The following is an 11,746-nucleotide window of genomic DNA, read 5'->3' on the forward strand; positions in this document are numbered from 1 at the left end:
CTCAATCGATCTGGCGAAGGGACTACAAGCCCTCGGTGACGACGTGGCTGAATGCGCCTTCGGGGGCCTTGGTGATGGCCGGGTTGTCAGGCGACACGGCCGAAAGCAGCGTATCGACGGTCTGCTGGTAGGCGGCTTCATCGAGCGCGCCGGTTGAGCCTTCCGTCAGCTTGTTGACCTCGGTGACCTGGTAGAGCTGGTCTTCCACGGTCATCGACCCCGTCATGTCGTTGTCGACCACGATCTGGGCGGCTTCTTCGGGGTTGGCGCGGGCATATTCCCAGCCCTTCATCGAGGCGCGCACGAACTTGGTCATCTTCTCGACGAAAGCGGGATCCGCGAGGTTTTCCTCGAGCACATACAGCCCGTCCTCGAGCATGCCGACGCCTTCGTCGCGATAATTGAAGACCGTCAGGTCGTCCTCAGTCAGCCCCGCCCGGAGCACCTGGCCAAATTCGTTATAGGTCATGGTGGAGATGCAAGCGGCCTGGTTCTGGATCAGGGGATCGACATTGAAGGCCTGGCGGAGCACTTCGACGCCCCCTTCGCTGCCGTCGGTGGCGAGGCCCAGCTTGGCCATCCAGGCATAGAAGGGATATTCATTGCCAAAGAACCAGACGCCCAGCGTCTTGCCGGGAAAGTCCTCGGTGGTCTCGACCCCCGCATCCTTGCGGCAGGTGAGCAGCAGACCCGAGGAAGCAAAGGGCTGGGCGATATTGACCAGTGGCACGCCGCGTTCGCGCGCTGCGAGCCCCGCCGCCATCCAGGTGGTGATCACGTCCGCGCCGCCGCCGGCAATCACCTGCTCGGGGGCGATGTCGGGGCCGCCGGGCTTGATCTCCACATCAAGCCCTTCTTCCTCGTAAAACCCCTTTGCCGCCGCAACATAATAGCCGGCGAACTGACCCTGGGTGACCCATTTGAGCTGGAGGGTCACGCTGTTGTCCTGCGCATATCCCGCATGTGCGGAGGCGAGCGAAATGGCCCCTGCCAAAGCCCCGACCAAGAACTTGTTCATGCTGCTTTCCCCTGTTGTGCCGCCTCACGCACGACGCATGGACGGATGCCAAAACGTGATCCCCCGCTCGACCAGCGCGACCACCCCATAAAAAACCGAGCCGGCGAACGCCGCCATGGCGATCTCGGCCCAGACCATGTCGACATTCATGCGCCCGATCTCGGCCGAAATCCGGAACCCCATCCCTGCGACAGGCGAGCCGAAGAATTCGGCGACGATGGCGCCGATCAGCGCGAGCGTCGAACAGATCTTGAGCGCATTGAAGATGAAGGGGCCCGCTGCGGGCAGGCGCAGCTTGAGCAGGGTTTGACTGTAGCTTGCGGCATAGGTGCGCATCAGGTCGCGCTCGATGGCCGAAGCGGCGTTGAGCCCGGCAATGGTGTTCACCAGCATGGGAAAGAAGGTCATGATCACGACCACGGCCGCCTTGCTCTGCCAGTCAAAGCCGAACCACATCACCATGATGGGCGCGACCCCCACGATGGGGAGCGCCGAAACGAAACTGCCCAGCGGCAACAACCCGGATTTGAGGAACGGCGAGCGATCAATGAGGATGGCCACCAAGAAGCCCAGCCCACAGCCGATGGCATAACCAGCCAGCACCGCCTTGAGAAAGGTTTGCTGGAAATCGGTCCAGAGCGTCGGCAGGCTTGCGGCGATGCGGCTGCCAATCTGGGAGGGAGGCGGCAGGATCACCTGCGGCACGCCAGCGCCGCGCGTGATCGCTTCCCAGGTCACGAGAATGGCGAGGCCAAAGGTCAGCGGGATCAACAAGCCCAGGCCGCCATTCTGCCCCAGACCCGGTGCCGTCAGGTCCGACAGGCGCTCGACAAACACCCAGCTCCACAGCCAGGTCGCGACCAGCGCCAACCACAAGAAAGCGGGCGGACCGGAGTAAAGCTGCAGGCTCGCAAGCACCGCGACAGCGCCGAGGACCGCGAGCGCACCATCGAGCCACAGCCCCGGTTGCAGCCAGAGCCGCAACAGCGACAGGGCGCCCAACACCAGGAACCCGTGCAGCAGCAGCGTCGGCTCGGCCCCGCTCAGAAGCGTCAGGCCCAGCGCTGCCGCGCAAAGCCCGCTCGCAAGGATGGCGAGGTACAGCTGGAACTGGCTCATGGCGCGCGCACCCCCATGCGACGGGCGACCAGCGCCTCGACCCAGCCGACAAGGAGGATCAACAGCGCCGCGAGGATCGAGGCGGCCACCAGCGCCGCCCAGATCTGGACGGTCTGGCTGTAATAGGATCCGGCGAGAAGGCGTGCCCCGAGCCCCGCAACGGCACCGGTCGGCAATTCGCCCACGATGGCCCCGACAAGGCTCGCGGCCACGCCCACCTTGAGCGAAGCAAACAGAAACGGCACCGCCGCCGGCCAGCGCAACTTCCAGAAGGTCTGCGCGCGCGAGGCATGGTAGGTGCGCATCAGGTCGAGCTGGATGGCTTCAGGGGAGCGTAGCCCTTTGACCATGCCTACGGTCACGGGGAAAAAGCTGAGATAGGCCGAGATGATCGCCTTGGACAGCAGCCGCGCCGGATCGGTCGGCAGACCCAGGCTGCCGGTGAAGATGTTGAAGCCAATCACCACGATCAGCGGCGCCAGCGCCAGAATGGGAATGGTCTGGCTTGCCACGATCCAGGGCATCAGCGAACGGCTGGTCGCCTCGCTATGGACAATGGCGATGGCCAGCGCGATTCCAAGCAGGCTCCCCATCACAAAGCCCAGTGCCGTCGCCGAAAAGGTGACCCAGGCATGAAACAGCAGGCTGCGCGGCTTGTTGGGCGCCACGAGAGCGGTCGAGTTCCACAATTCGCCCACCACCTGATGGGGCGTAGGCAGAACCGGCTTTTCCTGGTTCCAGGTGGCCAAGACGAAGTCGGTTGCCGGCACGGTCTCGATGCCGGCGCGCCGGTTCACATCATTTTGCCAGGCGGCATTCATTACGATGGCAGCGCCATACCAGGCGAGGACCAGCATCAGCAGCACAGCCAGAACGGGCAAAGCTTGCTGCAGGCGCCCCATCAGACCATGACCTCGTCATAGGAATGGCCCGCGCGCAGCCCGTCGCGCACCCGCGCGGCGATCTGGAGAAACTCGGGGCTTTCGCGGATATCGAGCGGACGCTCGCGGGGGAGCGTCGAGTCGATCACCTCAGTCACCCGCCCAGGGCGGGGCGACATCACGACGATCCGGGTCGATAGGTACACGGCCTCGGGAATGGAGTGAGTCACAAAGCAGATGGTCTTGCCGGTGCGTTGCCAAAGCTTGAGCAGTTCGGAATTGAGGTGGTCGCGCACGATTTCGTCGAGCGCGCCGAAGGGCTCGTCCATCAGCAAGAGGTCAGCGTCGAACGCCAGTGCCCGGGCGATCGAAGCGCGCTGCTGCATGCCGCCCGACAACTGCCAGGGGAATTTGCCGGCAAAGCCGGTCAGGTTCACGAGCTCGAGCGTGCGGGTGATGCGTTCGCGCTGCTGGGCCGCGGAATAGCCCATGATCTCGAGCGGCAGGGCGACGTTCTTTTCGATCGTGCGCCAGGGGTAAAGCGCGGGGGCCTGGAACACATAGCCATAGGCGCGGCTCTTACGCGCCTGTTCGGGGGTTTGCCCATTGATGGTGAGCGTACCCGAGGTGGGCTGTTCCAGATCGGCAATGGTGCGCAAAAACGTCGTCTTGCCGCAGCCCGACGGGCCGATAAAGGAAACGAAATCGCCCTTGCCGATATCGAGATCGACATTGGACAGGGCATGGACCGGACCATCATTGGTCTTGAACATTAGCCCCAATCCGCGCGCGGAAACAACGGGTGCCGACTGCAAAGCCGTGGGGGAAGAAATGGCGGGTGCAGCAGACAACACGGACAAGAGTTGGCCCTCTAATGCTTGGAGCGAATAGGTTTGAAGAGCATTGTCGCCATGGCTAGACGCCGCTCGCGGGAATGCCGGAGCGCTCGACGCGGCGTGGCGCCACGAGATCCTTCCATTGCGACAGGGCGCGGCTGATCGGGTTTTTGGCCTCGCGCGGCACGAACTTGCCGTGGCCGGGCTCGGCTCGCACCTCGTCTTCGCTGATCGACACCTTGCCCCGGCTCAAGACAAAGCGCGGCAGACCGGTGACTTCAAAGCCCTCGAACACATTGTAGTCGATCACCGATTGCTGGCGCTGGGCTGAAATGGTCTTGCTTCGCTTTGGGTCCCAGACGACTAGGTCCGCATCGGCGCCGGGCAGCACCGCGCCCTTTTTGGGATACATGTTGAGGATCTTGGCGATGTTGGTCGAGGTCACCGCGACAAATTCGTTCATGGTCAGGCGTCCAGTATTGACCCCGGCCGTCCACAATACCGGCAGCCGATCTTCGAGGCCTCCCGTGCCATTGGGGATCTTGCTGAAATTGCCGATGCCGGTGCGCTTCTGGGCCGTGGTGAAGGCGCAGTGATCGGTCGCCACGGCCGACAGCGAGCCCGATTGCAGGCCAGCCCAAAGGGAATCCTGGTGCTGCTTGTTGCGGAACGGAGGCGACATCACCCGGCGCGCGGCATGGTCCCAATCGGGGTTGGCGTATTCGCTTTCATCGAGCGTCAGGTGCTGCACCAGCGGCTCGCCATAAACCCGCATACCCTTTTGGCGCGCGCGGCGGATGGCTTCATGGGCCTGCTCGCACGAGACATGGACCACATACAGCGGCACGCCCGCCATATCGGCCAGCATGATGGCCCGGTTGGTCGCTTCCCCCTCCACTTCGGGGGGGCGCGAATAGGCATGGGCCTCGGGGCCGTTATTGCCGGCATCGAGTAGCTTTTGCGTCATGGCGGCGACGACGTCACCGTTTTCGGCATGGACCAGCGGCAAGGCGCCGAGCTCGGCGCAGCGGCTGAACGAGGAGAACATCTCATCGTCATTGACCATCAGCGAGCCCTTATAGGCCATGAAGTGCTTGAAGGAGGTGATGCCGCGATCCACCACCTCGGCCATTTCGCGCCAGACCTGCTCGTCCCACCAGGTGATGGCCATGTGAAAGGCGAAGTCGGTCGAGGCCTTGCCGGTCTTGTTGTCCCACATCTGCAGGGCTTCCAGCAGGGATTGGCCGGGGCTGGGCAGGCAAAAGTCCACCACGGTGGTTGTCCCACCGGCAAGGGCGGCGCGCGTGCCGCTTTCAAAATCGTCGGCGGAATAGGTGCCCATGAAGGGCATTTCGAGGTGGGTATGTGGATCGATGCCGCCCGGCATCACATAGCAGCCATTGGCGTCGAGTACTTCGTCGCCATCGAGATCGGCGCCGATCTCGATGATGCGCTCGCCCTCGATCAGCACATCGGCCTTGTAGGTCAGGTCAGCGGTAACCACCGTCCCGTTCTTGATGACTATGCTGTTCATTTCGTAGTCACTCTCCCCTGATCCTACTCTCGCCGGAGTTTCACTACGGCGTGCACTGCAATTTTGGTGCCAGCCCTCGCTGGCGGTTTAGTCCTTCGGTCCGAAGTGAAAGTCCCTGGCAACACCGTCCTCGGTGATGATGTCGAGGTTCTCGACGCCGATACTCACCGGGAGCGTACGAAACGGATCGGGACAAGGCTCGAGATTGCGCGCGATGAATGCGGTGAGTGTGCGCACCGCGCCCATGGTATCCACCACATCGGGTGGAGCATGGACGATGACTTCCACGCCCCATTTCGTGCGGGTGGCTGTTGCCGTCAGGCCCTTACCTGTAGGGGTAAAGTCAAGAAATGCATCGATGGGAAATGCACTCCCCGTTGCGGGTGCACCGTCGACGATGCCGCTTGGAACGCTGCACAGCACGTCTGGCCCCACCTCTGTGGTTGTGCCGATAGCGACATCGTCCTCTGGGGAAGGCGCATCCTGGTTCACGGCAAAAGCGGGCAGGCAGATCGACGCATAGCCAAGCGCGGCAGTGCCGATCAGAAGTGACGCTGAGGGTGCCAGCATCATCACTCAGTGATCTCCGCGGTTTCGAGCACGGCGTGGAACAACACATCGGCGCCAGCAGCGGCCCAGTCCCGGCTGATTTCCTCGGCTTCGTTGTGGCTGATGCCATCAACACAAGGGCACATGATCATGGTCGTGGGCGCCAGTTTGGCGGCCCAGCAAGCGTCGTGGCCGGCGCCAGAAATGATGGGCATGTGCGAATAGCCCAATTTTTCGGCAGCACTGCGCACGCGATCCACCAGTTCGGGCGCGAAGGTGACGGGATCGAAGTGGCCGACATCCTCGACACTGCAACTCACGCCGAGCGCGGCGGCAATGCTGGCGGCCTCATCCTCGATCCGGCGCCGCATGGCGTCGAGCTTGCCCTGGTCGGGCGAGCGCAGATCGACCGTGAATACAACCTTGCCGGGCAGGACATTGCGCGAATTGGGGAAGAACCGGGCCTGGCCGACGCCGGCCACCGCGCCGGGCTGGTTGTCCATGGCAACGGCCTGCACCATCTCGATGATCCGCGCCATGGCCAGCCCGGCATTGACGCGCATATTCATCGGAGTCGAGCCGGTATGGGCTTCCCGACCCGTCAGCGTGAATTCGAGCCACCAAAGGCCCTGGCAATGGGTGACGACGCCGATCTGCTTGTTCTGCGCCTCAAGGATCGGGCCCTGTTCGATGTGGTATTCGAAATAGGCGTGCATGGGGCGCGCACCCACCTCTTCGTCGCCCAGCCAGCCAATGCGCTTGAGCTCCTCGCCATAGCTTCTGCCCTCGCCATCCCGACGCGCATAGGCGTAATCGAGCGTGTGAATGCCGGCAAAAACGCCGGAGCCCAGCATGGCGGGAGCAAAGCGGGCCCCTTCCTCATTGGCCCAATTGGTCACGACGATCGGGTGGCGGGTGGCGATGTTGAGGTCGTTGAGCGAGCGCACCACTTCGAGCCCGGCCAGAACACCGAGAACGCCATCGAATTTGCCGCCCGTGGGCTGGGTATCGAGGTGCGAGCCGATATAAACCGGCAGCGCATCGGGATCGGTGCCGGGGCGGGTGGCGAACATATTGCCCATCTGGTCGACGCCCATGCGCAAGCCCGCCGCTTCGCACCAGCGCGCGAAGAGGTGCCGCGCTTCCCCGTCTTCGTCGGTCAGGGTTTGCCGGTTATTGCCACCGGCGACGCCCGGGCCGATCTTGGCCATCTCCATCAGGCTGTCCCAAAGCCGGTCACCATTGATGCGCAGGTTTTCTCCGGGGGACGGCATGCGGTTATGTTCCTTATTTGACGCTGGGGAAGGAGAACTCGGCGCCACCCTTGATGCCGGCGGGCCAGCGGGTGGTGACGGTCTTGAGGCGGGTATAGAAGTGAACGCCTTCTGGACCGTAAATGGCGTGGTCGCCAAAGAGCGAGCGCTTCCAGCCGCCAAAGGAATGATAGGCGACCGGCACCGGGATCGGCACATTGACCCCGACCATGCCCACTTCGATCTTGTCGGCAAATTCACGCGCCGCATCGCCATCGCGGGTGAAGATCGCCGTGCCATTACCAAATTCGTGGCTGTTGATCAGATCGACAGCCTCGGCATAGTCCGCCGCCCGCACCACCGAGAGCACCGGCCCGAAAATCTCTTCCTTGTAGATGGTCATGTCGCGGGTGACATTGTCGAACAAGGTCCCCCCGACATAATAGCCGCCTTCATAGCCCTGGAGCGAGAAGTTGCGCCCATCGACCACGAGCTCGGCCCCCTGCTCGACGCCCGAGTCGATATAGCCGATGATCTTGTCGCGATGAGCTTTGGTCACCACCGGGCCCATTTGCGCATCGGGGTCGGTTGCCGGGCCAATCTTGAGCGCTTCGACGCGCGGCTTGAGCTTGGCAATGAGCGCGTCGCCGGTTTCCTTGCCCACGGGCACCGCCACCGAAACGGCCATGCAGCGCTCGCCGGCCGAGCCGTAACCGGCGCCCATCAGCGCGTCGGCCGCCTGGTCGAGATCGGCATCGGGCATCACCACCATGTGGTTCTTGGCCCCGCCCAGCGCCTGCATGCGCTTGCCCGCGGCCGTACCGCGGCGATACACATATTCGGCGATCGGGGTGGAGCCGACAAAGCTCACCGCCTTGATGTCGGGATGATCGAGAATGGCGTCGACAATTTCCTTGTCGCCATGAACGATGTTGAACACCCCTTCGGGCAGACCCGCATCCATGAAGAGGTTCCAGGCCAGCATCGAGGCTGAAGGATCGCGCTCGGAGGGCTTGAGGATAAAGGTGTTGCCGCAGGCAATGGCCGCTGGGTACATCCACATCGGCACCATGGCGGGGAAGTTGAACGGGGTGATGCCCGCCACGACGCCCAGCGGCTGGCGCTCGGAATAGGAGTCGATCGCCGGGCCCACATTGCGCGAGAACTCGCCCTTGAGCAGTTGGGGAATGCCGCAGGCAAATTCGACGCAATCAATGCCGCGCGCCACTTCCCCCAGCGCATCGTCATGCACCTTGCCGTGCTCACGCGAGATCTCGCGCGCCAGCTCATCGGCATGCTGGTCGAGCAGGGCCTTGTAGCGGAACATGATGCGCGCCCGCTTCATGGGCGGGGTATTGCCCCAAACGGGCTGCGCGGCCTTGGCAGCCTGCACCGCGGCATCGAGCTCGTTGGGGGTCGACAGCGGCAGTTCGGCCGATTGTTCGCCCGTGGCCGGATTGAACACCGGCACACGCCGGCCGCTGGAAATGTAGCGCTTGCCTGCTACGGCGTTTTCGATCAGCCGCATTATTCGATGCTCCGCAAAACTGTGCGCAATCCATCCACCAGTTCGTCGATCTGGTCGCGCGAAATGATGAGGGGTGGGCTCAGCGCAATGATGTCCCCCGTGGTGCGGATCAGATAGCCGCTTTCGAATGCCTTGATAAAGGCCGAGAAGGCCCGCTTGGTCGGGCTGCCGGCGATGGGATCGAGCTCGACCGCGCCAACCAGCCCGATATTGCGGATATCGATCACATGCGGCTCGCCGCGCAGCGAATGCAGCGCCTCGGCGAAATAAGGGGCCAGTTCCGCCCCGCGCGTCAGCAGCCCTTCTTCCCGGTAAGTTTCCAGCGTGGCGAGCGCGGCGGCGCAGGCGATGGGGTTGCCGGAATAGGTGTAGCCGTGGAACAGCTCGATGGCGTTTTCCGGCCCGGTCATGAAGGCGTCGTGGATTTCGGCCGACACCAGCACCGCACCCATCGGAATGACGCCATTGGTGAGGCCCTTGGCTGTGACCATGATATCGGGCGTTACGCCGAAATAATCGGCCGCGAAGGGCGTGCCGAGGCGCCCATAGCCGGTGATCACCTCGTCAAAGATCAGCAGGATGCCATACTTCTTCGTAATCTCGCGCAGGCGCTGCAGATAGCCGGCGGGCGGGATCAAGACGCCGGTCGAGCCCGCCACCGGCTCGACGATCACCGCCGCAATGGTGGAGGCATCATGGAGCGCCACGATGCGCTCGAGCTCGTCGGCCAGTTCCATGCCATGCTGGGGCAAGCCGTTGCTGAAGGCGTTTTTCTGCAGGTTGTGGGTGTGCGGCAGGTGGTCCACCCCCGCCAGCAGCGTGCCGAACATCTTGCGGTTCGTGACGATGCCGCCCACCGAAATGCCGCCGAAATTGACGCCGTGATAGCCGCGCTCGCGCCCGATCAGGCGGGTGCGGCTGCCTTCGCCGCGCACCCGGTGGTAGGCCAGCGCCACTTTGAGCGCGGTTTCCACCGATTCAGACCCTGAATTGGTGTAGAGCACATGATCGAGCCCTTCGGGCGCGAGGTCAACGAGCCGGCTCGCCAGTTCGAACGCCTTGGGGTGCCCCATCTGGAAGGCGGGCGCATAGTCGAGCTCGGCGGCCTGGTTGCCGATCGCTTCCACGATGCGCGGGCGCGCATGGCCGGCATTGACGCACCAGAGCCCGGCCGTGCCATCCAGAATCTGGCGGTCATCGGCGGTGGTGTAGTGCATGTCCTTGGCCCCGACGAGCATCCGGGGCGCTTTCTTGAATTGCCGGTTGGCGGTAAACGGCATCCAGAACGCACTCAGATCATTGGGCGCTCTGCTGCTGGACGTTGACGCCACGGCTAACTCCTCCAAGAACCAACTCGGTGCGCGCTTTTGGCTCTTGACGTGGCCCGGCGAACCCAAGAATTTTGACCATATGGAAAAACGTTAGCACTCCCAGAACTTCCCGCAAGGCCAAAATGCCGCCCCCCGACGCGAAAAATCTTGCGCCCGCCGCTGGTACCGATGGGCAGATCGCGGCAGCCGGCCCAGGCGCCAAGCCCAGCCGGCCGCTGACGCGGATCCAGCGCGAAAAGCACGACATTATCCTGGAAGCAGCGCTGGATGTGTTTTCGCTGCATGGCTTTCGCGGGGCCACGATCGACCAGATCGCCGAGGTTGCGGGGATGAGCAAGCCCAACCTGCTGTATTACTTTCCGCGCAAGGAAGAGATCCACCGCCGCCTGATTGCGGCGCTGTTGCAGACTTGGCTCGCGCCCCTGCGCGAGATGGATGCGGCGGGCGATCCCTTCCCCGAGATCCGCTCCTATATCCGGCGCAAGCTCGAAATGGCGCGTGACTTCCCGCGCGAAAGCCGGCTCTTTGCCAATGAGATGCTGCAGGGCGCGCCGCGGATCATCGAGATGATCGAGGTCGATCTCAAGAACCTCGTCGACGAAAAAGCCCAGGTGCTGCTGAGCTGGATGGAGCAGGGCAAGCTCGCGCGCACCGACCCCTATCACCTGATCTTTTCGATTTGGGCGACCACCCAGCATTACGCCGATTTCGACGTGCAGGTGCGCGCCGTCCTCGGGCCCGCCCGCGGTGGCGAAGGGCGCTTCGAGGATGCCGCGCGCTTTCTCGAGCACCTGTTCATGCATGGCCTCACCCCCCGCCGCTCCGGCGCCTGATCCGCGCAATTGCAGGCAATTTGGAGAGGCTCTGGAGAGAGCCCCTGCGCTAGCCTGCGGCCGGGGCTGGGGGGACGATTATGCGGCAGATCGCTGTGCTGTTTGATGCGGAAAACATCGGCGCAGGCTGCATTGAGCCAGTGCTCTCGCAACTGGCGCAGCGCGGCCAGGTGACCACTGCCAAGGCCGTGGGTGATTTCGCCGAGCCGACGCTGGGGCCCTGGCGGGCTGAAGCCAGCAGGCACGGCTTGATGCTGGTGCTGCAACCAAGCCTGGGCAAGGGCAAGAACTCCGCCGATATCCGCCTTGCCATCGAGGCCATGAACCTGGCGCATCGTGGGCAAGTCGACACCATCGCTCTCGTCAGCAATGACCGCGATTTCACCCCCTTGGCGCTGCATCTGCGCGACATGGGACTGGACGTATTGGGCTTTGGGACGGCTAAGGCGCCGCAAGCCTTTCGCGCCGGCTGCACTGGGTTCACCTGTTTACCCGAAGAGGATTGCGCAAGTGCCCCGGTGGCTAGGGGGGCCGTCACCCCCTTAGCGCCTGCCGCTACCAAGTCCGCTCCCGCGCCCCAGAAACCGGCAGCTCCTCCCCGTGCCAAGGGGCTGACCGCGCTTTCTGCAACAGACCGTGACGAGCTGACCAATCTTGTGCGGGCGCTGAGCGATAACGCCACGGGCCGGGCCGATCCGGGCCAGATCGGCTCGAGGCTCGCCCAGGCTAACCCGCAACTCTTCAAGCGCCTAAGCGGCGGCAAGGGGCTGATGCGGCGCCTACTGGCCCACGGCATTGTCGAGCAAGTGAGCGCTAATCCTGCCAGGGTCCGGCTGATGCCTCTGCACGTCGTCGGCTGACATA

The 11,746-nt window shown here is 63.5% G+C and carries 11 protein-coding genes; 2 read left to right on the forward strand and 9 right to left on the reverse strand.

Features of this window, described 5'->3' with window-relative positions; all coding sequences use genetic code 11:
* Positions 1 to 22: 22 nt before the first annotated feature.
* The 9 genes from AC3YOG_RS03490 to aptA form a co-directional block, all read right to left on the reverse strand.
* Positions 23 to 1,018: an ABC transporter substrate-binding protein gene (locus tag AC3YOG_RS03490; RefSeq protein WP_489934086.1), complete on the reverse strand. Its 996-nt coding sequence runs from the start codon at positions 1,016 to 1,018 to the stop codon at positions 23 to 25.
* Between the two features lie 24 nt (positions 1,019 to 1,042).
* On the reverse strand, positions 1,043 to 2,137 hold the full coding sequence (locus AC3YOG_RS03495; RefSeq protein ID WP_489934087.1) for an ABC transporter permease: 1,095 nt from the start codon (positions 2,135 to 2,137) through the stop codon (positions 1,043 to 1,045).
* The gene (locus AC3YOG_RS03500) at positions 2,134 to 3,039 is read right to left on the reverse strand and encodes an ABC transporter permease (protein ID WP_489934088.1); all 906 of its coding nucleotides are present in this window, start codon (positions 3,037 to 3,039) and stop codon (positions 2,134 to 2,136) included. The genes AC3YOG_RS03495 and AC3YOG_RS03500 overlap by 4 nt, the downstream gene beginning before the upstream one ends.
* On the reverse strand, positions 3,039 to 3,791 hold the full coding sequence (locus AC3YOG_RS03505; RefSeq protein ID WP_172121822.1) for an ABC transporter ATP-binding protein: 753 nt from the start codon (positions 3,789 to 3,791) through the stop codon (positions 3,039 to 3,041). The genes AC3YOG_RS03500 and AC3YOG_RS03505 overlap by 1 nt, the downstream gene beginning before the upstream one ends.
* Positions 3,792 to 3,933: 142 nt before the next feature.
* Positions 3,934 to 5,388 (reverse strand): dihydropyrimidinase, encoded by a 1,455-nt coding sequence (hydA, locus tag AC3YOG_RS03510; RefSeq protein WP_489934089.1) that lies wholly within the window; start codon positions 5,386 to 5,388, stop codon positions 3,934 to 3,936.
* Between the two features lie 87 nt (positions 5,389 to 5,475).
* Entirely contained in the window at positions 5,476 to 5,961 is a 486-nt protein-coding gene (locus tag AC3YOG_RS03515) for a hypothetical protein (RefSeq protein ID WP_489934090.1), read from the reverse strand.
* Positions 5,961 to 7,211: a Zn-dependent hydrolase gene (locus AC3YOG_RS03520; RefSeq protein WP_489934091.1), complete on the reverse strand. Its 1,251-nt coding sequence runs from the start codon at positions 7,209 to 7,211 to the stop codon at positions 5,961 to 5,963. The genes AC3YOG_RS03515 and AC3YOG_RS03520 overlap by 1 nt, the downstream gene beginning before the upstream one ends.
* A 13-nt stretch (positions 7,212 to 7,224) precedes the next feature.
* Positions 7,225 to 8,718, reverse strand: a complete 1,494-nt coding sequence (locus AC3YOG_RS03525; protein ID WP_489934092.1) for a CoA-acylating methylmalonate-semialdehyde dehydrogenase — start codon at positions 8,716 to 8,718, stop codon at positions 7,225 to 7,227.
* Positions 8,718 to 10,049: an omega-aminotransferase AptA gene (aptA, locus tag AC3YOG_RS03530; RefSeq protein ID WP_489934093.1), complete on the reverse strand. Its 1,332-nt coding sequence runs from the start codon at positions 10,047 to 10,049 to the stop codon at positions 8,718 to 8,720. The genes AC3YOG_RS03525 and aptA overlap by 1 nt, the downstream gene beginning before the upstream one ends.
* Before the next feature lie 122 nt (positions 10,050 to 10,171).
* Here aptA and AC3YOG_RS03535 point away from each other — a divergent pair, with 122 nt between their 5' ends.
* On the forward strand, positions 10,172 to 10,882 hold the full coding sequence (locus AC3YOG_RS03535; protein ID WP_489934094.1) for a TetR family transcriptional regulator C-terminal domain-containing protein: 711 nt from the start codon (positions 10,172 to 10,174) through the stop codon (positions 10,880 to 10,882).
* Between the two features lie 80 nt (positions 10,883 to 10,962).
* Positions 10,963 to 11,742, forward strand: a complete 780-nt coding sequence (locus AC3YOG_RS03540; RefSeq protein ID WP_127751595.1) for an NYN domain-containing protein — start codon at positions 10,963 to 10,965, stop codon at positions 11,740 to 11,742.
* Positions 11,743 to 11,746: the final 4 nt, after the last annotated feature.

This window comes from Devosia sp. Z6_126, from assembly GCF_058133495.1.